The sequence below is a fragment of the Pseudomonas sp. PDM04 genome (assembly GCF_014851765.1).
In the GTDB taxonomy this organism is placed as follows: Bacteria; Pseudomonadota; Gammaproteobacteria; order Pseudomonadales; family Pseudomonadaceae; genus Aquipseudomonas.
The window spans coordinates 571,788-597,556 of the sequence record NZ_JACVAI010000004.1 but is presented as its reverse complement, the minus strand read 5'-3'; the positions used below and the strand labels follow the sequence as shown (position 1 = coordinate 597,556).

Here is a 25,769-nt window from a genome sequence, read left to right as displayed (position 1 = left end):
GACCTCAGATAGACCGAATATTGACTCGCTTGGATAGTTCTTCCGCCGACTCTTTGCGCTCGGAGTAGCGGTCTACCAAATAATCCTGGCGATCACGCAGCAGGAGCGTGAACTTGGTCAGTTCCTCCATCACGTCGACCAGTCGATCGTAGAAAGAAGACGGCTTCATGCGCCCGGCTTCATCGAACTCCAGGAAGGCTTTCGGCACCGACGACTGGTTCGGGATGGTAAACATACGCATCCAGCGGCCAAGCACGCGCAGTTGGTTCACCACGTTAAAGGACTGCGAGCCTCCACATACCTGCATCACCGCGAGGGTCTTGCCCTGGGTTGGGCGAACCGCGCCCATGGCCAGCGGTACCCAATCGATCTGCGCCTTGAAGACAGCACTCATTGAGCCGTGACGCTCGGGCGAGCACCACACCTGGCCCTCGGACCATTGCATCAGCTCGCGGAGTTCCAGCACCTTCTCGTGAGAGTCCGGAGCGTCATCCGGCAGCGGTAGGCCGGAAGGATCAAAGATTCGGGTTTCGGCGCCGAACTCTTCCAGCAGGCGCGCAGCCTCCTGGACCATCAAGCGGCTGAATGAGCGTTCGCGGGTCGATCCGTACAGCAGCAGGATGCGCGGTTTGTGTGTGGAAGGATCCTTCGGCGCCAGCCGCTCCAGCGACGGCAGATCAATAAGTTCTGGTTGGACATTGGGCAGGTGGTCGTTCATTTCGGTCTCCATTGATCCAGGGCCTACAGCGCGCCGATGCGGGCAAGTTCGGCTTTCAGTTCGTCCTGGCTCAGTTGCGAGAAAGGCAGCGCAATGAAGGCGCGCACGCGCTCATCAATCTTCGCAAGTGTTGTCTGGAAGGCTTCTTCGATTTCTGCCTCACTCCCGGTGACCGCCGAAGGGTCGGCCAGGCCCCAGTGGGCTTTGAGCGATGGACCGAAGAAGATCGGGCAGGCTTCGCCGGCAGCGCGGTCGCACACGGTGACAACGATGTCGGGAGGAGAGCTCTCGAAGGCATCCGAGGCCTTGCTTGAAAGACCTGCGGTGGGGATACCGGCGGCTTCCAGGGTATTCAGTGCCCGCTCATTGACCTTGCCGCTTGGGAAGCTGCCCGAGCTCACAGCTTCCATACCCTCTGGGGCCAGGTGATTGAACAGCGCCTCGGACAGGATGCTGCGGCAGCTGTTGTGGGTGCACATGAACAAGACTTTCATCAGGTATCTCCGGTTCAAAAGCTCAGGCGGATGGCCAATGCGGCCAAGGTGGCAAGCAGGATCGGCAGCGTCAGGACGATGCCGGTGCGGAAGTAGTAACCCCAGGTGATGACGATGTTCTTGCGGGCCAGCACGTGTAGCCACAGCAAGGTGGCCAGGCTGCCGATGGGGGTGATTTTCGGACCGAGGTCACAGCCGATGACGTTGGCGTAGATCATGGCCTCGCGCACGATGCCGGTGGCCTCGGCGGAATGGATCGACAAGGCCCCTACCAACACAGTGGGCATGTTGTTCATGACCGACGACAGGCCAGCGGCGAGCAGCCCCGTCCCGAGGGATGCGCCCCAGATTCCGTAGCCAGCGAAGACATTGAGGATCTGCGTCAGGTAGTCGGTGAGGCCGGCGTTACGCAGGCCATACACCACAAGGTACATGCCAAGCGAGAACACCACGACCTGCCAAGGCGCGTCCTTGAGCACCTTGCGGGTTGAAATCACGTGCCCACGCGCGGCGATCAGGTAGAGGATCAGCGCACAGGCAGCAGCGATGGCGCTGATCGGAACGCCCAGCGGCTCGATGGCGAAGAAGCCAACCAGCAACAGCGCAAGCACCCACCAGCCGGCAACGAACGTCGCCTTGTCGCGGATAGCGGCTTCGGGAGCCTTCAGTTGGTCGAGTTCATAGGTACGCGGCAGGTCCTTGCGGAAGAACCACAGCAGCATTCCCAGGGTGGCGGCGATGCTGACCAGGTTCACCGGCACCATGACCGAGGCGTATTCGCTGAAGCCAATGCCAAAGTAGTCGGCGGAAACGATGTTCACCAGGTTGGACACCACCAGCGGCAAGCTCGCGGTATCGGCGATGAAGCCCGCCGCCATGACGAATGCCAGCGTCGCCGCCGGGGAGAAGCGCAGGGCCAGCAGCATGGCGATGACGATCGGGGTCAGGATCAGTGCCGCACCGTCGTTAGCGAACAGCGCCGAGACGGCGGCGCCCAGCAGGATGATGAAGGCGAACAGCTTGCGGCTGCTGCCATTGCCCCAGCGGGCCACGTGCAATGCCGCCCACTCGAAGAACCCCGCCTCATCCAGCAGCAGGCTGATGATGATGACGGCGATGAAAGTGGCGGTAGCGTTCCAGACGATCTGCCAGACCACGGGAATATCGGACAGGCTCACGACGCCCGCCAGCAGCGCCACGACGGCCCCCAGTGCGGCGCTCCAGCCCACGCCCAGGCCTTTGGGCTGCCAGATGACGAGAACGATCGTCACCAGGAAAATCAAAAATGCGATCAGCATGACTACAACTCAATCAGCGAAGGGAATTCTCAAGCACAAGCAACAGGGCTCTGCGGCCGCTCGCCCATTTCGGCAAGGCGCAATGCATCGGGGCTCAACCATTCCTGGTTGGCATCGACCACTCCCTTCAGCATCGCGTCCACCCACTGCGGCAGTTCGGGGTGCAGTCGGTAGTACACCCATTGACCCTTGCGGCGATCCATCAGGATTCCAGCCTCGCGCAACTGGGCAAGATGCCGGGAGATCTTCGGCTGGCTCAGCTCCAGCGCGTGGGTAAGTTCGCAGACACAGAGTTCGCCTTCACGGGCGATCAGCAGGGTCATCCGGGCCCGGGTGTCATCAGCCAGGCATTTGAAAACGATGGGGGGAGTCAGTGTTTCCCGCATGTGACCTCCTGGGGAATGCGTGTACGGCCAATATCTGGAAATCCGAATATATGCCAATTCGAATATACGGTAAAGCAGATATTTACACTCGCCTCGCCTTACGGGACGTCATAAAACTGGAAAAAGCCCTCGCTTTGGGCCCTATACTGGCCGTCGATACCATCCCCAGAGTCCCCAATGAACCAGTCTGATATCTCTGTCCGATTGCTTGGTACCGATCAAATCCAAGGCCTGGCTGCGCATCTGACTGCAGCGGGCTTGCCGACCCAAGACCTTTTGCAGCCCGACCGAATGTTCTATTCCTTTCATCGGGGAGAAACGGAGCTGGGATACGGGGGCATTGAAGGAACTGGTCGGACTCGTCTGATTCGCTCACTGGTTGTCGTACCGGCCCAGCGAAAGTCAGGGATCGGTACCCTGCTGCTCAGAGCACTTGAGCGAATAGCGGAAGCTGACGGAGCCCAGAGCCTTCATCTGCTGACCACAACAGCACCCGACTTCTTCGAGGCTCGGGGATATGAGCACAGAGACCGATCTCAAGCCCCAAAGGCAATTTCCAGTTCGGAGGAGTTCAAGAGCCTTTGTCCGACCTCTGCGGTCTATATGGTGAAGGATCTGGCGACATGAACTCGGTGTCACCTCAGGGAACTCGCCTCCACGAATTTCACTGAGTCCTGCGGCGCCCTGAAGATGGCGAGCCCTGGGCCCGGCATGATTGAGCGACTTCATGAGTGAGGATACAGGCGTATCCTTGGACGGTTTTAAACCTGCCTGGTAGCGGAAAACAGTCAGTCTGGTTGGCGCGTCTGCGCTCGGAAAAGCAGCAACCCCTCCAAGATGTATCTCAGAGAAATCCATGCCCAACCCAACGATTTGTAGGGGGCTCCCAGCCAGGAGCGCTCGCACCGGTTACCACGCCCCAAAAAGATACCATCATAATTTTTTTGGGGTTTTAGCACGGGGTCCTTCCTGTGATTTTTTCTGGCTGAACCTTTGCTGTGACAACCTTTATTAAACGAAAAAGCCCGAGAAATTTTGAAAAATTATGCTTTGTGACAACCTTTATTTTTGCTTCCCTAGAAGCAGCCTCCTCGCTAGGCCGCGAAATGCAAGAGACTTTGTGACAAAGTTTATTAATCGGCAACAGTTGAAGTCGCTCCCTCCCTCGGGAAGCGGCCCCATCCAAGGCCTGACTCTGGCGAGAAACCCCGTGCTCAGAAACGTTACGGACATGGATTTAAAGCTGCTGCGTATTTTTGCCATGGTGGTGAAATGCGGTGGGTTCACGGCTGCCCAGGCTGAACTGAACATGAGCCAGTCGAACATCAGCGCGCACATTTCCGGCCTGGAAAAACGCCTGGGTTACCGGATCTGCGAGCGGGGCAAGGGCGGTTTTCGCCTGACCGAGAAGGGCCAGAGGATTCTCAAGGCGTCATCGGCCCTGTTCGGTGCACTGGATGTGTTTCGCAATGAGGCTCAGGATCTGGCCGGACGGCTGGTGGGCGACCTCTACCTGGGCCTGGCGGACAACATCGCGACCTTGCCGACGGCCCGGATCGATGCAGCCATCGCGCGGTTCTACCAGCGTGAACACGATATGCACCTGCACATTTTCGTGAACTCGCCCACCGAACTCGAATTGGCGGTGATCGACGGGCAACTGGACGTGGCCATTTCCTATTTCAGTCGTCCTCTGCCGACCTTGAACTACCAGCCGTTGTACACGGAAGAGATCGGTATTTTCTGTGGACGGGCCAACCCGCTTTTCGAGGTCGAATCGCCGAGCCTGGAACAGCTCATGGCCAGCGACTGGATCCGCCATGGCTTCCTGCCGGCCGACCAGGTGCTGCCGATTGCGCCTGGCCGCACGTCAGCCACGGCGCACCACATGGAAGCGGTGGCCCATGGCGTGCTGGCCGGGACCCACCTGGGTTATCTCCCGGCGCATTACGCCCGGCCGTGGCTGCAGAGCGGACACATGCGCGCCCTGCATCCCGCGACGCTGCGCTATGAGGTGCAACACAGCATGATCACGCATGTGGGGCACCCGCAAAGCGAAGCGGTGCGTGCCTTTATCGCTGACCTGCTGGCCGAGCACGGGTTATGAACCGGGTCTCAACCCAGGCATCGTGTGACGTGTTTGACCGATTGGTAGGCTGACAGACCCCAGGGACCGAGTTCGCGGCCGATGCCGCTGCCCTTGGTGCCACCCCAGGACGTTTCCACGAACACTGCCTGGATCGAGTTGATCCACACGTGCCCGACGTCCAGCGCATCGGCAACCTGTTGCGCCCGCTCCAGGTCGGCACTGATCACCGTGGCCACGAGGCCGAACCGGCTGTCGTTGGCCAACGCCACAGCCTGCTCCTGCGAACTGAAACGATGAGTGCACAGCACCGGGCCGAAAATTTCCTCGGTCCACAGCCGACTGGTCAGGGGCACGTCCGCGTAGAGGGTCGGGCAGACGAACCAGCCCGGATCCCGCACGGCCTCGCCACCGGCCAGGCATTGCAAACCCTCGGCGCGGGCGATGGCGAAGTACTCGCCCACCTTGGACCACTGCGCATGGCTGGTCAGGGGCCCCATGTCGACGTCTTCATCCTGGGGGTTGCCGACACGCAGGGTTTCGAACGCGACTTTCAAGCGTTGCAGCAGGGCGTCGGCGATGCTGTCCTGGACCAGCAGGCGCGAAGTGGCCGAGCACATTTGCCCGGCATTCCAGCAAATGCCGGCGACGATCCATTCAACCGCCTGATCGAGGTCGCAATCGTCGAACACCACAATCGCCGACTTGCCGCCCAACTCCAGGGTCACCGGTCGGCAATGGGCGGCGCTGCTGCGCATCACCTCGCTGCCCACGGCGTTGCTGCCAGTGAACGACAGCTTGTCGATACCGGCATGGTTGCTCAGTGCCGCACCGGTGCGGGCCTTGCCGCAGACGATGTTGAGCACGCCCGGTGGCAAGCCCAGCGTCTCGGCGATCTGGCCGTAGGCCTGCTCGATCAGCGGGGTGATTTCCGAAGGCTTGAGCACCACCGTACAGCCGGCGGCGAGGGCCGGGGCGAGTTTCCAGGCGCTGGTCACCAAAGGGAAATTCCACGGCACGATCAGGCCGACGACGCCGACCGGCTCCAGCCGGGTGTGCGCGGTAAAACCGGGCACCGATAACGGCACTTCAAGGTTCGAACGATCCGCCAGGCCCTCGGCCAGGCCTGCGTAGTAAGTGAAGGTGGCCACGGCATCGTCGATATCGACGACCGCCTCATGACGGGGCTTGCCGTTGTTCTGCATCTGCAGGGCGATCAGGCTTTCACGGCGCTGGTCGATCTGCTCGGCAAAGCCTCTCAGGAAACCGGCCCGGGTGGCGGCGCTCAGGTTGCGCCACGCGGGGAGGGCCTGGCGCGCTGCAGCGATGGCCTGGTCCACTTGCGCGGCACTGGCGGCCATGAGTTCGGCGAAAGGCTGGCCGAGGGACGGGTCGTAGACGCTGATCTGCTCGGCGCTTTCGCCGCTCAGCCAGCGGCCGTCGATGTACTGGGCGGCGGTCATGCGCTGGCTCCATGCAGGACGCCGTGCACGGCGTTACGAAAAATCCGGCTGTAATCGGCGGCGCTGAGGACACAGGCGTTCGTGTCCGAAGAGGAAATGTCGGCGAGTGCCTGTTCCCCGACCCATTGCGCGGCCTCTGTATCAATGCCGATTTCACCCAGCGAGTGCGCAATGCCAAGGCGTTGACGCAAGTGCAGGACCCAGTCGAGGAAGCCCTCGAAATCAGGCTGTGGCAGTTCCAGGTAGCGCGCCAGCCGGGCAATGTCCTGACTGATCGCCTGCCGATTGGCGACCAGCACATACGGCAGCAGGATCGCATTCAGCAACCCGTGATGCTTGTGATAGCGCGCGCCCAGCGGGTGAGCGAGTGCGTGCACGCCACCCAGTCCTTTCTGGAAGGCCACGGCGGCCATGGCCGAGGCCACCAGCATGCCTTCGCGCGCGACCATGTCCTTTCCATCGTGGTGGGCGTTGCACAGGTGCTGCTGGATCAGGCGGATGCCTTCTACCGCGACGCCCGAGGACATCGGGTGATACAGCGGTGAACAAAAGGCTTCGATGTGGTGGGTCAGCGCATCCATGCCGGTGGCGGCGGTCAGTGCCGGTGGCAGGCCGCGTGTCAGGAACGGGTCGAGGATCACGCTGGCCGGCAGCAGTTCAGGGTGGCTGATCACGCGCTTGATGTTCTGTTCGCTCAGGGTCAGCACCGCCTCGCGGCCCAGCTCCGAACCGGTACCGGCAGTCGTGGGCAAGGCGATCAGGCGGGGAAGGTCCAGGTGCGCAAAGTGCCCCAGGCTCGGGTAGTGGGCAATGACATTCGACCATTGGTATTGGTCGAGGCCTTGAGCGTCGACGGCCGCCAGGCTGATGCCCTTGGCGGCGTCCATCGCGCTGCCGCCACCCAGGGCGATCAGTGCATCGTGCTGGCCCGCCTTGAATGCGGCCACGCCCCGGGCGACGTCATCCAGGCTCGGGTTGCTGGCGATGTCGCTGAACACGGCGAAGCGGATGCCGGCCTGGCGCAGATGGTCGGTGACCAGCGCCATGGGCTCCAGGTCCAGCATGCCCGGATCGGTGACCAGCAAGGGCTGGGTCATGCCCAGCAAGGCGCAGCGTTCGGCCAGCACATCCAGCGCGCCGGGCCCACAGAAGATCTCCGTGGGGTAGTTCCAATAATGAAGAGAGGACATCTGAGCTCCAGATCAGTGAGGCCCGGTGATGGGCCCCACACGACAATCCGATGAGGTTATTCGGGACGCAATTGCAGGGGGCGACGCAGGTAGGGTTTGGCCCGGAACATGTAGATCAGGCCCAGCAGCGCGAGGACGGAGAACACCAGGATGACCGCCCAGACCTGGAACCAGGGCGCTCCCGGTGGGGCCAGCGACTCCCGTGGCCAAGCGACGTTGATGCTTTCGAACACCAGCCAGAAGAACGCGGCGAGATTGACCGGCAGGCCCCAGCGACCGAGGGTGAACGTCCCGGGCTCGACCTTCCATTGGCCGCGCAGGCGAGCGAGCAGGGCGCAACTGACGACAATCAGGAACACCACGAAGAAGCCGCCACTGCCAAAGGCGATCAGCGTGCCGACGGCCGTCGCATTCAGGCCCAGTGCCAGGCCGAAGCTGGCGAACAGCGTGCTGAAGACCATCGCGGCAAAAGGCACCTTGCGCTTGTCGACCCGGCGCAACAGCGCCGAGGCGGGCAGCATCGAGTCCCGGGCCATGCCGAACACGGCGCGGCCAATGTAGGTCTGGATCGAGACGATGCAGGCGATGAAGGCCACCAGCACCACGCCCACGAACGGTCGCTCGGACCATGCGCCAAAAGCGTCCACGACGGCGGGGGTGACCGGATCGATGACCTGGCCCGAAACCATGCCGGCAGTGTCGGTGTACGACAGGGTGACGGCGAATGCGGTCAGCATCACGGTGAGGCCCACCAGGATCATCGAGCGCAGGATGGCGCGGGGTGTGGAGGTGCGGGCGTCGGCGGTTTCCTCGGAAACCTGCGAGCAGGCGTCGAAACCCAGGAATGCCCAGCCACCGACCGCCATGGCCGTGAGGAAACCCGGCAGGTATGAGCCGTCGGTGCCTGCGGTTGACGTAAGGCCTTCGAACACCAGCGACAGCGAGTGATTGCGGAAAAACAACAGCAGCAAAACGCCAATGCCGATGGAGGCGATTGCTTCGGCAATGATGCCGGCATTCACGAAGTACTTGAGCGGGTTGATGCCGAACAGGTTCACGCCCAGGCCCAGCAACAGGAGCACGGCGCCGCTGAACACCTGGGCATTCGCCGCCGGGGGCTCACCCGTGAAGAACAGCCACAGCCAGAAACCGCCCAGATAGGCCACGGTGGTCAACGAGGCCAGCGCGGAGGCCAGGTACATGAACCCCGTGAACCAGGCCCAGCGGTCGCCCGCCAGCCGCTTGACCCATTGATAGCAGCCACCGGCGAGCGGGTACTGCGAAGCCAGCTCGGCATAGACCAGCGCCACCAGCAACTGCAACGCCAGACACAGCGGGACGATCCAGACCCAGGACGGACCGGCGTTCATGGCACCCAGCGACATCACCGAGTAAATGCCCACCACCGGGGAAACCGTGGCGAATCCAACGGAAAATGAAGACCAGAGTGACAGACCGCGATGCAGTTCCTGGGCATAGCCATGACTGTGCAACAGCGATTCGTCGGTGTTTTGCCGGGAGAGTGGGGAGGTCATTGCCCACCTCCAACAGAAGCGGGAGCGCCGATCGGTGCGCAATGACCGGCACGGCTGCGTGCAAGCGTAGGGGACATAGGAATTCCTTGGTCGGCAGACAGATTATTTTTAGGATCGCCTGGCTCAGGCGTACCGACAAAACCGCCTTCTTCATGAGGCGTGGACCGAGCTTAATTCAGCCAAACATCGAGAAAAATTCATATGTTCGTAAGCTGAGTTATGGATTTTCATATGTTTGAGCGGTGGCGAGGCGTTCACGCCGAGGGAGAGCACACACAAAAAACCCCGCATTCGCGGGGCTTTTTCTTGCTGGCTTGCGCGCTTAAACGCGGAAATGGCTGACCATCATCTGCAACTGGTTGCCCAGTCGCGCGAGCTCGACGCTGCTGGCGGCGGTTTCTTCGCTGGCCGCCGCCGTCTGTTCGGAAATGTCGCGCACGTTGATGACGCTGCGGCTGATCTCTTCGGCCACGGCACTCTGCTGTTCGGCCGCCGCCGCGATCTGCTGGTTCATCGACTGGATGTTCGACACGGTGCGCGTGATTTTATCCAGTGAAGCGCCGGCCTTGCGGGTCAGGTCGACGCTGCTGTCGGTCAGGGAGCGGCTGTTGTTCATCACGACGGCTACTTGTTGGGTGCCGTTCTGCAACGCCGCGACCAGGCCTTCGATCTCTTCGGTGGATTTCTGGGTCCGTTGCGCCAGCCCGCGGACTTCGTCGGCCACCACGGCAAACCCGCGACCGGCCTCGCCGGCCCGAGCGGCTTCGATGGCGGCGTTGAGCGCCAGCAGATTGGTCTGTTCGGCCACGGCCTTGATCACGTCCATGACGCTGCCGATCTTGTCGCTTTCCTGCTGCAGCACCGCCATCGCTTCGGTTGAGCGCACCACCTCCGAGGCCAGTTTTTCGATCTGGGCAATGGCTTCACCCACCACCTTGTCACCTTCACGGGCATCGACGTCGGCGGAAGCGGCAGCCTGGGACGCCTCTTCGGCATTGTGCGCAACTTCCTGCACCGTAGCGGTCATTTCGTGCATGGCGGTGGCCACCTGATCGGTCTCCACCTTCTGGCTGTTAACGCCGGCGCTGGTTTGTTCGGTCACGGCGGACAGTTCTTCGGCAGCGCTGGCGATCTGGGTGACGCCGTCGCGGATGTTGGTGATCAAGTCACGCAGGGTCGCGCCCATGCGCTGGATGCCTTGTTGCACCTCGCCCAGTTCATCGCGACGGGTCACGACCGCGCTATGGGTCAGGTCGCCTGCGGCGATCTTCTCGATGACCGCCAGGGTCTCGCGCAGCGGATGAGTGATTTGACGGGTGATGATCACGGCGGCCAAGGCGCCGAAGAGTAATGCCAGCAGCGCACTGATGATCTGCTGGGTGCGGGCGACGTTGCTTTCCTGATCGCGAAACTCGATCTGTACCTGATAAAGCCGGTCGCTGGTTTTTTCGATGTCGACAGCCTGGGTTTTCATGGCGTCACCGGCCGCATTGACCTGAGCGGTGGCGCTGATGAGTTGGCGCAAGGCGTCGCGGTAGGCTCGTACCGCCTTGTCCAGTGGCTCGGCGTGAGTGGCTGCGGCGGGCAAACGCTGGGCGAGGGTGCCGATGTCGGCCAGGGCTGTGTCGAACTGCTGCAAGGCATCGCGCTCGGTTTCCGGTGTGAAGTTGGCCAGGTAGCCGCGGACTTTCAGGCGAATCAGCATCAACTGGTCCTTGGTGCCGGTGGCCGCCTTGAACTGCTCGAGGCGCGAGGCATCGTCACCGGAGGCGGACTGTGCGTCACGGTTGATGGTGTCGACCAGTGCAATGGCGCGATCGGCCGCAACGGTCATCGCGTCCCGGGCGGCAAGAATGATGCGATAGCTGTCGCGCATCTTGTTCAATGACGCCTGAAACTCTTGCGTGGCCTGACTTTGCGCCTGCAGCAGCTTGACGTTTTCCGGCGCGGTTGAGACCTTGATCAGCGCCTTCTGCTGCTCGATGAAGGTGTTCAGCTTGTTCTGCACGTTGCTGGCGCTGGCATCGTTGCCGCTGGTCAACATGTATTCCAGGCGCGCGGCGCGCAGGGCGGTCAGGTCGTTGTTGAGCTGGGTAATTTCTCCCATCCTGTCGCTGCGGTCGATGACGCTGCCCAAACTGGTCCAGCCGGTCAGCGCCAGAACGCCCGTGAGCACTAGCACCACGCCGAAGCCCAGACCGAGTTTCACATTCACCCTAAGATTTGCGAACCAGTTATTCATGAGTCCCTCCAGCCGTATGTGTATGAGGCGCTTTGTTGCTGGAGCCTTGATTTTCGGGACCCAACCCTAGTTGGATCGGCCGCCTCGGCCGAAGCTGAAGAGCGTTTGGGGCGATATGTCGCCCTGTGGAAGCTGCGGCCTAGAGCGGTTATCTTGAGTCGTCTGACAACTGCGCCGCATCGGCCGGGCTCAGCGGTGTTAACGCTGTATTTCAATGCGCTGCTGAGAGTGGCGATTTTTATCTGACTCAAGGAATGCCCAGTGGACCGATTCCAGGAAATGCAGGTCTTTTCGGTGGTGGCGCAGGAACAGGGGTTCTCGGCGGCGGCGCGTCGCCTGGGCATGTCGGCGGCCAGCGTGACCCGCGCGGTGGCGGCGCTGGAAAAACGCATCGGCACCTCGCTGCTGACGCGCACCACCCGCAGCGTGCACTTGAGTGAAGCCGGCCAGCGTTATCTCGACGACTGTCGCCGAATTCTGGCCGAGGTGCAGGAAGCCGAGGATTCGGCGGCGGGCAGCCATGCTCAGCCCCGTGGGCAACTGACGATCACGGCTCCGGTGTTGTTTGGCGAGTTGTTCGTCACGCCCGTGATGGTCAATTACCTGGCCCAGTTTCCCGAGGTGATCATCAATGGCCTGATTGTCGACCGGGTGGTGAGCATGGTCGAGGAGGGCGTTGATGTGGCTGTGCGCATTGGCGAGTTGCCCGACAGCAACCAGCATGCGATCCGTGTCGGCGAGGTACGTCGGGTGATCTGCGCGTCGCCGTCATTCCTGCAGGCCCAGGGCCGGCCGGTGCATCCCCAGGACCTGGCGCGTGCGCCGGTCATTGGCACGTCCGCCATCGGCCAGCAGCGCAGCTGGCCCTTTCATGAGGCCGGCGAACTGCTCAGTGTGCGAACCGAACCGCGGCTGGTCGTGACCTCGAATCAGGCCGCCATTCGCGCCGCCAGCCTGGGGTTGGGCTTCACCCGCGTCCTGTCTTACCAGGTCGCCAGCCAGGTAGCCTCCGGGGCACTGGAAATTGTCCTGGCCGACTTCGAACTGCCGCCGTTGCCGATCCACGTCGTTTATCAGGGCGGGCGCAACGCACCGGCGCGGATTCGCAGTTTCGTGGACTTCACCGTCAAAGCGCTGCGTGAACACCCGGACCTGCAACGCTGAAGGTTTATTGCTCAGGTTGAAATAATTGATTGCGTTTGCTGGTTATTCTGTTGTTTTGACGCTGGGTGGAAGATAGCGTCCATCGGTGCTGATCACTCCTGAGCGGCGCCACTTGACTGCGGAGTCGACCATGCAAGCGATCAAACTGTACAACTTCCCGCGTTCCGGCCACGCACACCGTGTGGAACTGATGTTGTCCCTGCTGCAACTGCCGACCGAGCTGATCCTGGTCGACCTGGCCAACGGTGCCCACAAGCAACCGGAGTTCCTGGCGGTCAACCCGTTCGGGCAAGTGCCGGCCATTGATGACCAGGGCGTGGTGCTGGCCGATTCCAACGCCATCCTGGTTTACCTGGCGCAGAAATACGGCAACGGTCGCTGGTTGCCCGCCGATCCGGTCGGCGCCGCGAATGTCCAGCGCTGGTTGTCCGTGGCGGCCGGGCCGATTGCTTTTGGTCCGGGTCGGGCCAGGCTGATCACGGTGTTTGGCGCCCCTTACAACGCTGAAGAGACCATCGCCTACGCCCACGTCTGGCTCAAGCTGATCGATCAGGCGCTGCAGGATTCGGCCTATCTGGTCGGCAACGAACCGACCATCGCCGACGTCGCGGCCTACAGCTACATCGCCCATGCGCCTGAAGGCAACGTGTCGCTCGAGGACTACGCCAACGTGCGCGCCTGGCTGGCGCGGATCGAAGCCCTCCCCGGTTTTGTCGGCATGCCGCGTACGGCCGTCGGTCTGCAAAAAACTGCCTGAGGCCGGTGCGCTGCAAACCAGGCTGCGAGTCGGTTCCAGGGCTCGCAGCCGTGAGTGCTTGACCTGTAGCATCTGATGGACGCTGCCTTGAGCAGCCACAAAGGATGCCTCATGGTTTTTTTCGCCCGGCTGGCGGTCATGCTGGCGGCACTGGTGCTGCTCAACGGGTGCGAGCGGCAGGACAGGCCGGCGCTCGACCAGCAACTCTACATCTGGCAACGCCAATGGACGCCGTCCCATGCGGCCGCCCTCGAGGCGAGCCGTGCAGACTTCACGACCCTGCGGGTTCTGGCCTTGCAGGCATTTCCCCGGGCCGGTTGGAGCCGGGCGCACATCGATGCGGCGCTGCTCAAACGAGACGGCCGGCCGCTGATCGCGGTCATTCGCCTGGATGGCCAGCTCCCGTCGCTGGACCAGGATCAGATCACTGCACGGATCCAGCAGGTGCTCAGTGATTGGCAAGCGCAGGGGCTGGTGCTCGCCGGCGTGGAAATCGATCACGATGCCGGTGTCGCTCGGCTACCGGCGTATCGGAAATTTCTCACGGACCTGCGTGGGAACCTGCCGGGTTCTCTGAAGCTGAGCATTACCGCACTGCCCGCCTGGCTCGACAGTCCCGAACTGCCGGCGCTGTTGGCCGTCGTCGACAGCAGCGTGTTGCAGGTGCACGCGGTGAGCGATCCGCGACGGGGTCTGTTTGACCCTGGCCAGGCGAAAACCTGGGCCAGGGCCTGGAGCCGCATCACGTCGAAACCGTTTTACCTGGCACTGCCGGCCTACGGCGTGGCGCTGTTGCCACCCGTGGACGGCGCCCCGGTGGTGGAAAGCGAAGTGCCGGTGCAAGGAGGCGGTGAGCGCCGCGAGTTGCTGGCCGATCCGCAACAACTGCGCACCCTGGCGCTGGAACTGCGTAACGCCCCACCGGCCCACCTGGCGGGGCTGATCTGGTTCCGCTTGCCGTTGGCGAATGACCGCCGGGCCTGGAGCCTGACGACCTTGGGCGCGGTCGCCCGGGGGGAGACCCTCGACAGTCGCCTGACACTGCAACTCTCGGCCCGGGACGGCCTCTATGACGTCAGCGTCAGCAACCAGGGCAACCTCGACCGTACCTGGCCCGAACGTCTGACGCTCGTGGTGCACGGGTGTGAGGGCGCCGACGCCCTGGCCGGCTACACGTTGCAACAGCGTCCGGATCTGCTTACCTTCACCCGCCTGCGCGACGGACGTCTGCCGGCCGGCGGACAGCGAGCCATCGGTTGGGCGCGCTGTACCCGTATTGATCAAGGAGGTTCGAATGTTCACCCGTAACTGGCCCCGTCATTTGCTCTGCCTGAGCCTGAGCTTGCCACTGGGGTCGGCGCTGGCCTGCGGGCCGGACTTTCCCCTGCGCCTGCTCGACAACCGCAGCCAGTCGCTGGCGGAACTGCCCGAAGGCAGTTTCCGTTTCGAGATCAGCCGTCTCGGGCAGACGATAGCGGGTCTGAAGGTGGTCAATGACGCCCTCCACAGCGGCGATGCGGCCGAGTATGCCGAGCAGCGGGATTACGCCGAACAAGCCGACCTGACGGCGCCACAGCAGGAGTTGGTCAAGCGCCTGCGCGGATTGACCGATGCCCATGAGGTGCAAGCCCAGGGCGCGAGCCTGCCGAGTGAGCTCGTACTGTATCTGGCGGGCGCCGTGGCGTTCAACGCGGGTGACCACGGGTTGGCCGCCGAGTATTTCCGCAAAGTGCTGGCCTTGCCGGCCGAGCAGCGTCGCTTGCGCAGCACCTGGGCCGCCTATTCGCTGGGCCGGACGCTGTTCGCCCAGAGTCTCGAAACAAACGCCAGCCCCGACCTGCTGGCGCAGGCACGCAAAGCCTTTGAGCAGGCTCGGCAACTGAGCATCGACGGGTTCAGCGACCCGCTGGAACTGGGCGTCGCCAGCCTGGGCGAAGAGGCCCGTGTGGCGCGCACTGCCGGTGACTGGAACAGCGCCATCGAGCTCTATGCCACGCAGAATCGTCACGGTTCAGGCGTCGGCTACACCTCGCTGAAACTGTTGGTGGCCGACCTGACGGCGATGCCCGAGGCGCAACTGACGCCGTTGCTCGAAGGCAAACCGGTACAGCAACTGATCACGGCGTCCTTGATCAGCCGGCTGGGTTGGTCATTTGGTGATCAGCCTCCCGCTGAGCAAAAATTGATCAAGTTATTACAAGCCAGCACCCGTGGCAGTCTGGATAACGCCGATCGGCTGGCGGCCATGAATTACCAGCAGGGCGACTATGCCAGCGCCAGGGCGTTCCTCGAACACGCCGGCGACGGTGGCCTGGCGTGGTGGTTGCGGGCCAAACTGGCGATGCGCGACGGTGACAGGTCAGCGGCCGCTGCGGCCTACGCCAAAGCGGCCCGTGCCTTCCCGCAGGATGAGTCCTGGGGGGAGCGCCGCACGCCTGACTGGGCTTTCGAAACGCTTGAGCCCAAGTGCCGGGTCGAAGGCGAAAGTGCGATCCTGGCGCTGCAACGCGGGGATTACCTGCAGGCGTTCGATCAGCTGTATCGCAGCAAGGACATCTACTGGTTCGACGCCGCGACCGTCGCCGAGCGTGTACTGACCGTCGATGAACTCAAGCAGTACGTCGATACTCAAGTGCCTGCGCCGCCAGCGCTGAGTCAGCAGGATCGCGACAACTTCGTGCCGTTGCCGGTGGCGGCGAAGCTGCGTAACTTGCTCGGTCGCCGCCTGCTGCGCGAGGAGCGTTACGACGAGGCGGTGGCGTACTTCGACAGCGAAACCTTGCAGCAAAAGGCCAAGTGGTATGGGGAGTTGCGCCACGACGCCGCATCGAAATGGTGGCCCAGCAAACGCGCCTTCGCCTATTTCAACGCCGCGACCATGGCGCGTTTCCATGGCATGGACCTGCTGGGTTACGAGATGGCTCCGGACTACGCCACCTTTGGCGGCAATTACAGCCTGGAAAGCGTTGAGCTCACGGTCGGTCCGCTGGTGGCGGACGAAGAAGTCAAACGGCAGCAGGCCAGCGCCGCGCAACCCGATCTTCGTTACCACTACCGTTACGTTGCCAACGATTTAGCCAGCCGTGCTGCCGATCACTTGCCCCACACCAGCCAGGCCTTTGCCGCCGTGCTGTGTGCAGCGACAGGGTGGAACCCCGGCCAGGCCGAAAAAAGCGCGTTCTACACACGCTATGTCAAAGAGGGGCCCTATGTGGATTGGGCGGTGTTCTTCGGCGAGCAGTGCCCCTATCCGGACTTTCAGAACGCCGACAAACGTTACGTCACCCAGGCATTGAGCCCGGTGCGGGCGACGCTGCGTCCTTACAAAAAGTGGTTGGAAATCGGCGCTGTCGTAGCCTTTACAGCGGTCGCGCTGGTGCTGATCAATCGCCGTAAACGGCGGGTCCGCCCGTAGTCAGGCCTGTTGAACAAAGGCCAGGCGCACTGCGAAGCCGATCAGCAGGCTGCCAAACAACCATTGTTGCAGGCGCTGGGCCGAGGGACTGCGTTGCAGCCAGCGGCCCAGTGCGGCACCGGCCAGCGCATAGGCGCTGTCGAACAGCAAGCCGACGCTGACCAGCACCACGCCCAGGGTCGCGAACTGCGTCAACACGGCCCCGGCCTGTGGGTCGATGAACTGTGGCAACAGTACCGAGCAAAACAGCAGCGCCTTGGGGTTGAGCAGGTTGGTCAGCAAGCCACGCTGGATCGCCTGGCGCCAGCGTGGTGCTGCGCAGGACGTTGGCACCCCGTTCAAGTCCGGCAGCATCGTGGTGCGCAGGCACTGGATGCCGATCCACAACAGGTACGCCGCCCCCGCCATACGCACCACATCGAAGGTCCAGGGGGCTGCCTTGAACAACGCCGCCAGACCCAGCGCCGCCAATGCCACATGACAGCCCCGGGCAATGCCCAGGCCCACCGCGGTCGCCAGTGCCGGGCCTCTGCCCTGGCGTGCGCCGGTTTGCAGCAGGAGGATCATGTCCGGCCCCGGCAGCAGGTAAACCACCGTCAGCGCCATGAAAAACAGCCATATTCCCGCCATGTTGCCCCCCCAATACGTTGTCGATCCGGTGACACCAGTCTAGGGCGAAGGGCAGGGCAGGTGGTTGCGTAGTTTGCTTCTAAAGCCTCTGTGATTGGCATAACCTGCTACTACAAAACGCTCAAACTCTCAGGATCTGCCAAAAATGAAACTGGATGCCTACGACCGCAAGATTCTCGCGGCCCTGCAACGCGACGGTCGCTTGAGCAACGTGCAATTGGCTGACGAGATCGGTCTGTCCGCGTCGCCGTGCCTGCGCCGGGTGCGGATGCTCGAGGAAGCCGGCGTGATACGCGGTTATCAGGCCAACCTGGATCGCGATGAGGTGGGGCTGGGGCTGACGGTGTTTGTCGGGGTCAAGGTCGAGCGCCACAATGACGAACAGGCCGAAGCCTTCCGATTGGCCGTGACGGCGTTGCCGGAGGTGATCTCGGCGTTTCTGGTGTCGGGGGAATCGGATTTCCTGCTGCAGGTCGTGGTGCCGGACCTGCGTGCCTACGACCGCTTTCTGACCGGGCGATTGCTGAAGTTGCCCGGCGTCAGCGACATTCGCAGCAACTTTGCGATTCATACGGTGAAGGCGCCAGGGGCGTTGCCGTTGGAGCATTTGCCGCTTTAGACCGGGTGGTGCCCTATCGCGAGCAGGCTCGCTCCCACACTGGGGACACGCATTCCGTGTGGGAGCGAGCCTGCTCGCGAAAGCGCTCGATCTGCCTGCGCAAATATCTACATCTGCGTGGCCATCCCCTCCACATCCATCGCCGCCTGGCGCAACGCCTCGGAGCGGGTCGGGTGTGGGTGGCAGGTCAGGGCGATGTCCTCTGCGGAGGCGCTGAATTCCATCGCGACGCAGTACTCGCCAATCATCTCACTGACGCTCGGGCCCACCAGGTGCACGCCAAGGATCTCGTCGGTGCGCTCATCGGCGATGACCTTGGCGAAGCCTTCGGTCTCGTGGTTGATCTTCGCCCGGCTGTTGGCGGTGAACGGGAATTTGCCGACCTTGTAGGCCCGCCCTTCGGCCTTGAGCTGCTCTTCGGTCTTGCCCACGCTGGCCAGCTCCGGACGGGTGTAGATGACGTTGGGGATCAGCGCGTAATTGACTTCACCGGCCTTGCCGACGATCTGCTCGACGCAAGCCATGGCTTCATCTTCCGCCTTGTGCGCGAGCATCGGCCCTGACGTGACATCGCCAATCACCCAGACCCCGGATGCTTCGGTGCGATGTCCCTTGTTGGCAAGCATGCCGCGCTTGTCCGTGGCGAGGCCGACGTTTTCCAGGCCCAGGCCCTGGGTGTAGGGGCGGCGGCCGATGGCGACCAGCACGTAGTCGGCCTCCAGCAACTCGGCTTCTCCTCCGGCGGCCGGTTCAACGCTGAGCTGCACGCCATCGGCCGAGGAGGTGGCGCGGGTGACTTTCGAACTCAGCTTGAAACGGATGCCTTGCTTGCTCAGCGAGCGTTGCAGGGTTTTGCCCGCTTCAGCGTCCACACCGGGGCAGATACGGTCGAGGAACTCGACGACGGTGACCTGTGCGCCCAACCGCCGCCAGACCGAGCCCAACTCCAGGCCGATGACGCCGGCACCGATCACCACCAGGTGCTTCGGCACTTCGACGAGCGACAGCGCGCCGGTGGAGTCGAGGATGCGCTGGTTATCGATCTCGACGCCCGGCAGGGGAGTGGGTTCGGAGCCGGTGGCGATGATGATGTCCTTGGCGCTCAGCTGGGTTTTGCCGCCCTCGCTGTCCGTCACCGTGACCTTGCCCGGACCGTCGATATGCCCCCAGCCCTTGATCCAGTCGACCTTGTTCTTGCGAAAGAGAAACTCGATGCCCTTGGTCAGTCCCGTCACGCTTTCATCTTTCTGTTTCATCATCTGGGCGAGATTGAGCGTGGGCTTGACCTCGATCCCCAGGTTGGCGAATTCCGCGCCCATGGCCGCGTCGTAGAGTTCCGAGGCGTGCAACAACGCTTTTGACGGCATGCAACCGACGTTCAGGCAGGTACCGCCGAGTGTGGCGCGTCCCTCGACGCAAGCGGCTTTGAGACCCAACTGTCCGGCGCGGATTGCTGCGTTATAACCACCGGGGCCTCCGCCCAGAATCACGACGTCATAGCTGCTCATGGATTGACTCCTGAAATGAATGAAATTCGGGCTGGGTAAACCGGCTGAGTAAACGTAGCTTGCGAAAAAAATTACGAGCGTAATATGAGTGTTATCCCGCCTTTCGGTCAAGGCTTCAGCAACGCGACAGTTAGTCACCCGTAGATAGGAGGTCTCAATACAAAAAATTCACGCGGTTTGTTATATCGTAACAAGCTGTGCGTTGAGCAAAGAAACATTGGGGTGTTATGCAAGTCGATCTCGATATTGAGGGCGTCGCTGTCACCGGGCTGCCGCGCTTCCAGCAGGCGCTTGTTCACGGCCGACGGTTGCGTCGGTGGGGCTTGGGTCTTGGCGTGTTGGTTGCCATGGGGCTGGTGCTGGCGATGTTTGTCGGGCTGTTTGCGCCGCAATCGCTGTGGCCGACGTTACTGGTCAATCAGTGCGCCGGTTTGCTGGTGCTGATCGCTGGGCTGCAATCGGCGTGGTGGGTGACGCAGTGGCGTACCACGGCGCTGAAACCGGCCGAGATACCGCTGCAAGCCGACACCACTGAAACGCCCGATGGTGGGTACGAGCAGCTGTTGGAACGGATCAGCGAACGTTGCAGGCGTGTGTTGAACGCCCTTGGCGCCCCGACGCTGTGGCTCGGCGGCTGGGCGTTGCTGACGCTGTTTTGCGTCAACCAGGTCTGGAACCTGGCCCTGCAACCGAACGTGCCGACTTTTTCAGCGAACATCGGTGCGGCATTGTCGTTGTTGCTGGCGTTCGGTTTGTTGGTGCTGGAGCGGCAATTTGCCCTGGAGCCCGTGACGCAGTGGCCTGAAGCCGGAGCGCTGTCTCAGTTGACCCGCGTGGCGATCATCGGCCTGGTGCTGAGCACCTTGTGCCTGTTGTTTGCAGGGGAGGGGGCTGTGTGGCCGGCCCGGCTGGCGGTGTTGATCGGTGTGCTGCCGGGGCTCGTGGCACTCGAACTGTTGTTGCGGGCGGTCCTTTCATGGTTTACGCCCCGCCGCGAACAGCGTGAGCCTGCGCTGCTGGCCCGAAGTTTCATCGCCGAGCTGTTGCGTTGGCCACCGCAACCCCTGCTGGCGTTGCAGCGCGAATTGCATCACCGCTTCGGCATCGATCTTCGGCAAATCTGGGCGTTTTCATATATGCGCCGCGTCTTTTGGCCTGTGTCGGCGGTGGTCGCCCTGGTCGGCTGGACATTGACCGGTGTTCACGAAATGGCCCTGCAGGAGCGTGGTATCTATGAACGCTTCGGCAATCCGGTGGAAGTGTTCGGTCCGGGTTTGCACATCGGTTTGCCCTGGCCGTTGGGCCGAGTGCTGAGTGTCGAGAACGGTGTGGTTCACGAACTGGCCACCCGTGTCGACGAAGTGGCAGCGCCGATGGTCGCTGAATCGGCAGAAGGTCTGGCGCCCGCCTCCGCCAATCGCTTGTGGGACGCCAGTCACGTGAATGACAAATCCCAGGTCATTGCCAGCAGCCGGGCGGACAAGCAAGGTTTCCAGATCGTCAACATGGACGTCCGATTTGTCTACCGCCTCGGTTTGACCGATCAGGCGGCATTGGCCGCCACCTACAACAGCACGGACGTGCCGGCATTGATCCGCAGCACCGCCAGTCGGGTGCTGGTTCATGACTTCGCCTCACGCACCCTCGACGGTCTGCTCGGCGAAGACAGGGTAGGGCTCGCAGAGGACATTGGCCGGGCCGTACAAGCGGATCTGCAGGCACTCGACAGCGGCGTGGAAATTCTCGCCACGGTGGTCGAGGCCATTCACCCCCCGGCCGGTGCGGCCAATGCCTATCACGGCGTGCAAGCCGCGCAGATCGCTGCGCAGGCGCTGATCTCACGCGAACGCGGCGCGGCCACCGAGGCGGGCAACCAGGCGCAATTGCAGGCCAGCATTGCCCTCGATCAGGCGACGGCCAACGCGCGTGAAATCAATGCGGCTGCACAGGCGGCGGATCTGGGTTTTTCGGCCGAGCAGAAAGCCTACGCCAGCGCCGGTCAGGCGTTCGTGCTGGAGCGGTATTTCAGTCAGCTTTCCCAAGGCCTGGCCGGTGCTCAATTGCTGGTACTGGATCACCACCTCGGTCGCAGCGGCAACGCGCCAACCATTGATCTGCGCGCCTTCACCTTGCCGGTTGACCCGGCGCCATCGCCCAAAACCGCTCAGTCAGGAGCTGCCAATTGAGCCAGTCACACACTCACGATCACGCTGACCACGGCGGCCACGATCACGGCCATGGCGGGCATCACCATGGGCACCACCATCATCACCAGGGCGACGCGCAGGCGGCAGGTCCTTTTCCATGGCGACGCATGGGGTGGGCGGGGCTGCTGGTGGCATTTGCCATAGCGGCGGCGAGCCTGGTGCAAGTGCGTTCCGGCGAGGCCACGGTGATCACCCGCTTTGGCAATCCGTCGCGGGTGCTGCTGGCGCCGGGGTTGAGCTGGCGCTGGCCGGCGCCCTTCGAAGCGACAATTCCCGTGGATCTGCGCCTGCGTACCACCTCCAGTGGCTTGCAGGACGTGGGCACGCGGGACGGGCTGCGCATCATCGTCCAGGCCTACGTGGTGTGGCAGGTTCAGGGCGATGCAGGCAATGTTCAGCGTTTCATGCGGGCTGTGCAGAATCAGCCGGATGAAGCCGCGCGGCAGATTCGCACGTTTGTCGGCTCTGCACTGGAAACCACGGCCAGCAGTTTCGACTTGGCCAGCCTGGTGAACACCGATGCCAGTCAGGTGCGCATCGGCGACTTTGAAACGCAGCTTCGGCAGCAGATCGAGCAGCAGCTGTTGGCCACCTATGGCGTAAGGGTGTTGCAGGTCGGCATCGAACGGTTGACCTTGCCGTCAGTGACCTTGAATGCCACGGTCGATCGCATGCGCGCCGAGCGTGAAACAATTGCCACCGAACGCACGGCCATAGGCAAACGCGAGGCCGCGCAGATTCGCTCCGTCGCCGAGCGGGATGCGCGGATCGTTCAGGCGGATGCCACCGTGAAAGCGGCCGGCATCGAAGCCCAGTCTCGGGTGGAAGCCGCGCAGATATACGGTCGTGCCTACGCGGGGTCTCCCCAGTTGTACAACCTGCTGCGCTCCCTCGACACCCTGGGCACCATCGTCGGCCCGGGAACAAAACTGGTCCTGCGCACGGATGCCGCGCCATTCAGGGTCTTGGTTGACGGTCCGCCGACTCTCGACAACTTGTCCGGGTCGAAACCATGAGCCGCGTTCCACGTGGAACACATGAATCGAGCAGTCCCTGGATTCAGGCCGGGCAATTGGCCTTTCTTGCACTGTTTGCGGTGACGCTGCTGGCCGCCGTGGCGTGGGCGTTTTCCAATGTTCGGCAGATTGATCCGCAGAACCGCGCCGTGGTGTTGCACTTTGGCGCGCTGGATCGCATTCAGAATGCCGGCCTGCTGTTTGCGTGGCCACGACCGTTCGAGCAGGTGATTCTGCTGCCGGCAGCTGACCGGGTGATCGAACGGCGGATCGACAATCTGCTGCGAAGCGACGCGGCTTTGCAGGCCGATCGACTGGCTTCCTTTGCCACTCCACTGAGTGATGCGCTGGCGGGCTCCGGTTACTTGTTGACCGGGGATACGGGTGTCGTGCAATTGGATGTGCGGGTTTTTTACAAAGTCATCGAACCTTACGCGTTCGTGCTGCAGGGCGAGCATGTGTTGCCGGCACTGGATCGACTCGTGACGCGCAGTGCAGTCGCCCTGAGCGCCGCCCGGGATCTGGACACCATTCTGGTGGCGCGACCGGAGCTGGTTGGCGCCTACAGTCAGGCCGCTGAACGGCGTGAGCGCTTGCGGGGTGATCTGGTGCAGGGCATCAATCGCCGCCTCGTGGAACTCACCGCGACCGGGCAGGGCTTGGGGATCGAGGTGGTGCGGGTGGACGTGCAGTCGAGCCTTCCGGCGCCGGCGGTCAACGCCTTCAATGCCGTCCTGACAGCCAGTCAGCAAGCCGACAAAACGGTCGCAAACGCGCGCAACGAAGCCGAGAAACTCACGCAATCGGCCAACGAACGTGCCGACCGGACCGTGCAGCTCGCCCAGGCCCAGGCAAGCGAACGACTGGCCAAAGCGTCGGCGGACACCGCCACCGTATTGAGTCTGGCCAAGGCGCAACAGCAGGGCACCGATCCACAGATGATGCTGCGTATTTATCGCGAGCGCCTGCCAACAATCATGGGGCAGGCCGGTTCGGTCACCACCGTCAACCCCAAAGACGATTCCCGCCTGATCATTCAGGGAGCTGCCCAATGACTGCATCGACCGCCGCCGCACCGAGCCTGTTGTCGTCGGCCGAACAACGCAGCGCCGCGCGCCAACTGACGTTGGCCATGCTTGCCCTGGGATTGCTGGCGCTGGGTCTGGCCTGGCGCTGGTGGTCACCGCAGCAGACGGGTGTCAGCCAATTGTTGCTGGGGGGCGCCTCGCTACTGGTCGCGGTGCCGGTGATGCGCTCGGCGTGGTTCAGCCTGCGCTATCCAAGCCTGCACGGGATCACCGACCAGTTGATTGCCTTGGCCATGCTCGGCGCCTGGGCGACCGGCGATCTGCTGACCGCCGCCCTGTTGCCGGTCATCATGATCTTCGGCCACGTGCTGGAGGAGCGCAGCGTGATTGGCTCCCAGGAGGCCATCCATTCGCTGGCTCAATTGACACGCAGCCATGCGCGCAAGGTCCAGGCCGATGGTTCCATCCTCGAGGTGGACAACGGCGCGCTCATGCCGGGTGATTGCGTAGAAGTTCGCGCCGGGGATCGGGTGCCCGCCGATGGCCGTGTGCTGTCCGGCCAGGCCAGCCTCGACACGGCATCGATCACCGGGGAGTCGGTGCCGGTGGAGGCGGGCGTCGGCATGTCGATATTCGGTGGGGCCATCAACCTCGACGGCTTGCTGCGGATTGAAGTGACCCGCACGGGCAGCGATTCGACCCTCGGCAAAGTCATTGCACTGATGCAAAGCGCCGAACGTTCGAAGCCGCCCATCACCCGACTGCTCGAGCGCTACGCCGGCAGCTACAGGGTGTTGGTCTTGCTGTTGGCTGCTGTCACCTGGTTTATCACCAACGACGCCCAGGCGATGCTCGCGGTGTTGGTGGCCGCCTGCCCCTGCGCATTGGTGTTGTCGGCCCCCGCCACGGCCATTGCCGGTGTTGCGGTGGCTGCCCGTCACGGGATCCTGATTCGCAGTTCGGCGTTTCTTGAAGAGCTGGCCGACCTGACCTCGCTGGTGATCGACAAGACCGGAACCCTGACCTTTGGCACGTTGCGCCTGCAAGCCATCGACGGCCCGTCGCAGAACCAGAGTCAGCTGCTGAGGCTTGCCGCCAGTCTCGGGTCCGCCAGCAGCCATCCGGTCAGTCGTGCGCTCGCCGGCCTGGCCGCTCAGGATGACTTGCTGCCGCTCTCGGAGATTCACGAACACCAGGGACTCGGTGTGGTGGCCATGACCGGGCAGGGCAAAGCCGCACTGGGTCGACCCGAGTTGTTTGCGCAGTTGGGTATTCCGACTTCCGCGGTTCCGCAGCACGATGGCCCGATTGCCGGGCTCGCGCTCAAGGGGCAATTTCTCGCCTGGCTGTTGCTGGCGGACAGCGTCAAACCCGAGGCACGGTTTGCCTTGAGCGAGTTGCGCGAGCTTGGGCTGGGCCGGCAATGGTTGCTCACGGGAGATCGTCAGGGGGTGGCGGATGCCCTGGCTCGGGATGTCGGTCTGCCCAATGTGCAAGCCCAGGCCTTGCCCGAGGACAAGCTCAATCGGGTACTCAAGGAAATCGACAGCGGTTTCCGGCCGATGGTGGTCGGCGACGGCATCAATGATTCGCTGGCCCTCAAGGCGGGTGTGGTCGGCGTCGCCATGGGTGCAGGCGGGGCTGACATTGCCCTGGCGTCGGCGGACATCGTGCTGATTGGCAGTGACTTGCGGCGCCTCGGCACCTGCGTGCGCCTGAGTCGCCAGTGCCGCCGCACCTTGCAGATCAACGTGATCGTAGGCCTGGGCTGGACGCTGGCCATTGTGGCCTTCGCCGCGTTCGGCTGGCTGGGTGCGGCCGGGGCGATGATCGCGGCGCTGTTGCACAACCTGAGCACCTTGCTGGTGCTGGGCAATGCCGGGCGGTTGCTGCGGTTTCAGGAGCCGTTATTCAAGCTGGCAGGGGAGTCCTGACAGCGTACCGCCCTGATCGAACTGTAGGACATTTGCGCAGTCATCTGGATACGGTCATCACTTCTTTGCGTTGACGACG

20 protein-coding genes and 2 pseudogenes are annotated in these 25,769 nt (G+C 62.8%); 11 read left to right on the top strand and 11 right to left on the bottom strand.

The window, feature by feature from the left end; genetic code table 11:
* Nucleotides 1–4: 4 nt before the first annotated feature.
* From arsH to IB249_RS18780, 4 genes are read right to left on the bottom strand one after another with little or no spacing between them, the layout of a single operon-like run.
* The gene (gene arsH / locus IB249_RS18795; RefSeq protein WP_023048559.1) at nt 5–718 is read right to left on the bottom strand and encodes an arsenical resistance protein ArsH; all 714 of its coding nucleotides are present in this window, start codon (nt 716–718) and stop codon (nt 5–7) included.
* A 23-nt stretch (nt 719–741) separates the two neighbouring features.
* Complete coding sequence (locus IB249_RS18790; protein ID WP_023048558.1) at nt 742–1,212, bottom strand: arsenate reductase ArsC; 471 nt, start codon at nt 1,210–1,212, stop codon at nt 742–744.
* Nucleotides 1,213–1,226: 14 nt separating this feature from the next.
* Nucleotides 1,227–2,510: an arsenic transporter gene (locus IB249_RS18785; protein ID WP_049695270.1), complete on the bottom strand. Its 1,284-nt coding sequence runs from the start codon at nt 2,508–2,510 to the stop codon at nt 1,227–1,229.
* Between the two features lie 29 nt (nt 2,511–2,539).
* On the bottom strand, nt 2,540–2,896 hold the full coding sequence (locus IB249_RS18780; RefSeq protein WP_049695271.1) for a metalloregulator ArsR/SmtB family transcription factor: 357 nt from the start codon (nt 2,894–2,896) through the stop codon (nt 2,540–2,542).
* Nucleotides 2,897–3,073: 177 nt separating this feature from the next.
* Here IB249_RS18780 and arsN2 point away from each other — a divergent pair, with 177 nt between their 5' ends.
* Together arsN2 and IB249_RS18770 are read left to right on the top strand one after the other, a co-directional pair.
* Nucleotides 3,074–3,523, top strand: coding sequence for an arsenic resistance N-acetyltransferase ArsN2 (gene arsN2, locus IB249_RS18775; protein WP_023048556.1), 450 nt, complete (start codon nt 3,074–3,076; stop codon nt 3,521–3,523).
* Between the two features lie 583 nt (nt 3,524–4,106).
* Complete coding sequence (locus IB249_RS18770; protein ID WP_192307225.1) at nt 4,107–5,003, top strand: LysR family transcriptional regulator; 897 nt, start codon at nt 4,107–4,109, stop codon at nt 5,001–5,003.
* A gap of 8 nt (nt 5,004–5,011) precedes the next feature.
* Here the strand turns inward: IB249_RS18770 and IB249_RS18765 are convergent, their stop codons facing one another.
* From IB249_RS18765 to IB249_RS30220, 5 genes and pseudogenes are all read right to left on the bottom strand, one after another.
* Nucleotides 5,012–6,445: an aldehyde dehydrogenase family protein gene (locus tag IB249_RS18765; protein ID WP_192307224.1), complete on the bottom strand. Its 1,434-nt coding sequence runs from the start codon at nt 6,443–6,445 to the stop codon at nt 5,012–5,014.
* Complete coding sequence (locus IB249_RS18760) at nt 6,442–7,635, bottom strand: iron-containing alcohol dehydrogenase (protein ID WP_192307223.1); 1,194 nt, start codon at nt 7,633–7,635, stop codon at nt 6,442–6,444. Before IB249_RS18760 ends, IB249_RS18765 begins: the two co-directional genes overlap by 4 nt.
* A gap of 56 nt (nt 7,636–7,691) precedes the next feature.
* Nucleotides 7,692–9,170 carry an APC family permease gene (locus IB249_RS18755; RefSeq protein WP_192307222.1) on the bottom strand — a complete coding sequence of 493 codons (1,479 nt, stop codon included), beginning with the start codon at nt 9,168–9,170 and terminating at the stop codon, nt 7,692–7,694.
* 322 nt (nt 9,171–9,492) lie between these two features.
* A pseudogene (locus tag IB249_RS30225) lies at nt 9,493–10,089 on the bottom strand (methyl-accepting chemotaxis protein); the annotation flags it as partial.
* A gap of 306 nt (nt 10,090–10,395) precedes the next feature.
* A pseudogene (locus IB249_RS30220) lies at nt 10,396–11,412 on the bottom strand (methyl-accepting chemotaxis protein); the annotation flags it as partial.
* A 261-nt stretch (nt 11,413–11,673) separates the two neighbouring features.
* Here IB249_RS30220 and IB249_RS18745 point away from each other — a divergent pair.
* The 4 genes from IB249_RS18745 (at nt 11,674) to IB249_RS18730 (ending at nt 16,748) form a co-directional block, all read left to right on the top strand.
* Complete coding sequence (locus tag IB249_RS18745; protein WP_192307220.1) at nt 11,674–12,576, top strand: LysR family transcriptional regulator; 903 nt, start codon at nt 11,674–11,676, stop codon at nt 12,574–12,576.
* Between the two features lie 130 nt (nt 12,577–12,706).
* A complete protein-coding gene (locus IB249_RS18740) occupies nt 12,707–13,333 on the top strand; it encodes a glutathione S-transferase family protein (RefSeq protein WP_192307219.1) in 627 nt (208 codons plus the stop codon).
* A gap of 111 nt (nt 13,334–13,444) precedes the next feature.
* Nucleotides 13,445–14,641 (top strand): DUF3142 domain-containing protein, encoded by a 1,197-nt coding sequence (locus IB249_RS18735; RefSeq protein WP_192307218.1) that lies wholly within the window; start codon nt 13,445–13,447, stop codon nt 14,639–14,641.
* The gene (locus IB249_RS18730) at nt 14,628–16,748 is read left to right on the top strand and encodes a hypothetical protein (RefSeq protein ID WP_192307217.1); all 2,121 of its coding nucleotides are present in this window, start codon (nt 14,628–14,630) and stop codon (nt 16,746–16,748) included. The genes IB249_RS18735 and IB249_RS18730 overlap by 14 nt, the downstream gene beginning before the upstream one ends.
* On the opposite strand, the gene IB249_RS18725 is transcribed toward IB249_RS18730, so the two are convergent.
* Entirely contained in the window at nt 16,749–17,378 is a 630-nt protein-coding gene (locus tag IB249_RS18725) for a LysE family translocator (protein WP_192307216.1), read from the bottom strand.
* A 145-nt stretch (nt 17,379–17,523) separates the two neighbouring features.
* On the opposite strand from IB249_RS18725, the gene IB249_RS18720 reads away from it, so the two are divergent.
* Nucleotides 17,524–17,997: an Lrp/AsnC family transcriptional regulator gene (locus IB249_RS18720; RefSeq protein ID WP_007969928.1), complete on the top strand. Its 474-nt coding sequence runs from the start codon at nt 17,524–17,526 to the stop codon at nt 17,995–17,997.
* Nucleotides 17,998–18,104: 107 nt separating this feature from the next.
* Here the strand turns inward: IB249_RS18720 and lpdA are convergent, their stop codons facing one another.
* The gene (lpdA, locus tag IB249_RS18715; protein WP_192307215.1) at nt 18,105–19,505 is read right to left on the bottom strand and encodes a dihydrolipoyl dehydrogenase; all 1,401 of its coding nucleotides are present in this window, start codon (nt 19,503–19,505) and stop codon (nt 18,105–18,107) included.
* Nucleotides 19,506–19,732: 227 nt separating this feature from the next.
* Between lpdA and hflK (IB249_RS18710) the strand changes: the two genes are divergently transcribed.
* Genes hflK (IB249_RS18710) through IB249_RS18695 form a run of 4 tightly spaced genes read left to right on the top strand, consistent with a single transcriptional unit; the run spans nt 19,733 to nt 25,690 of the window.
* On the top strand, nt 19,733–21,691 hold the full coding sequence (hflK, locus tag IB249_RS18710) for a protease modulator HflK (protein WP_192307214.1): 1,959 nt from the start codon (nt 19,733–19,735) through the stop codon (nt 21,689–21,691).
* On the top strand, nt 21,688–22,728 hold the full coding sequence (gene hflC / locus IB249_RS18705) for a protease modulator HflC (protein ID WP_192307213.1): 1,041 nt from the start codon (nt 21,688–21,690) through the stop codon (nt 22,726–22,728). Before hflK (IB249_RS18710) ends, hflC begins: the two co-directional genes overlap by 4 nt.
* A complete protein-coding gene (gene hflK / locus IB249_RS18700; protein ID WP_192307212.1) occupies nt 22,725–23,783 on the top strand; it encodes a protease modulator HflK in 1,059 nt (352 codons plus the stop codon). The genes hflC and hflK (IB249_RS18700) overlap by 4 nt, the downstream gene beginning before the upstream one ends.
* Nucleotides 23,780–25,690: a heavy metal translocating P-type ATPase gene (locus IB249_RS18695; RefSeq protein WP_192307211.1), complete on the top strand. Its 1,911-nt coding sequence runs from the start codon at nt 23,780–23,782 to the stop codon at nt 25,688–25,690. Before hflK (IB249_RS18700) ends, IB249_RS18695 begins: the two co-directional genes overlap by 4 nt.
* The last annotated feature ends 79 nt before the right edge of the window (nt 25,691–25,769 follow it).

Coding starts and splice junctions, on each gene's coding strand:
- arsH (WP_023048559.1), bottom strand. CDS start 718: ATGAACGACCACCTGCCCAATGTCCAACCAGAACTTATTGATCTGCCG.
- IB249_RS18790 (WP_023048558.1), bottom strand. CDS start 1,212: ATGAAAGTCTTGTTCATGTGCACCCACAACAGCTGCCGCAGCATCCTG.
- IB249_RS18785 (WP_049695270.1), bottom strand. CDS start 2,510: ATGCTGATCGCATTTTTGATTTTCCTGGTGACGATCGTTCTCGTCATC.
- IB249_RS18780 (WP_049695271.1), bottom strand. CDS start 2,896: ATGCGGGAAACACTGACTCCCCCCATCGTTTTCAAATGCCTGGCTGAT.
- arsN2 (WP_023048556.1), top strand. CDS start 3,074: ATGAACCAGTCTGATATCTCTGTCCGATTGCTTGGTACCGATCAAATC.
- IB249_RS18765 (WP_192307224.1), bottom strand. CDS start 6,445: ATGACCGCCGCCCAGTACATCGACGGCCGCTGGCTGAGCGGCGAAAGC.
- IB249_RS18760 (WP_192307223.1), bottom strand. CDS start 7,635: ATGTCCTCTCTTCATTATTGGAACTACCCCACGGAGATCTTCTGTGGG.
- IB249_RS18755 (WP_192307222.1), bottom strand. CDS start 9,170: ATGACCTCCCCACTCTCCCGGCAAAACACCGACGAATCGCTGTTGCAC.
- IB249_RS18740 (WP_192307219.1), top strand. CDS start 12,707: ATGCAAGCGATCAAACTGTACAACTTCCCGCGTTCCGGCCACGCACAC.
- IB249_RS18735 (WP_192307218.1), top strand. CDS start 13,445: ATGGTTTTTTTCGCCCGGCTGGCGGTCATGCTGGCGGCACTGGTGCTG.
- IB249_RS18730 (WP_192307217.1), top strand. CDS start 14,628: ATGTTCACCCGTAACTGGCCCCGTCATTTGCTCTGCCTGAGCCTGAGC.
- IB249_RS18725 (WP_192307216.1), bottom strand. CDS start 17,378: ATGGCGGGAATATGGCTGTTTTTCATGGCGCTGACGGTGGTTTACCTG.
- IB249_RS18720 (WP_007969928.1), top strand. CDS start 17,524: ATGAAACTGGATGCCTACGACCGCAAGATTCTCGCGGCCCTGCAACGC.
- lpdA (WP_192307215.1), bottom strand. CDS start 19,505: ATGAGCAGCTATGACGTCGTGATTCTGGGCGGAGGCCCCGGTGGTTAT.
- hflK (WP_192307214.1), top strand. CDS start 19,733: ATGCAAGTCGATCTCGATATTGAGGGCGTCGCTGTCACCGGGCTGCCG.
- hflK (WP_192307212.1), top strand. CDS start 22,725: ATGAGCCGCGTTCCACGTGGAACACATGAATCGAGCAGTCCCTGGATT.
- IB249_RS18695 (WP_192307211.1), top strand. CDS start 23,780: ATGACTGCATCGACCGCCGCCGCACCGAGCCTGTTGTCGTCGGCCGAA.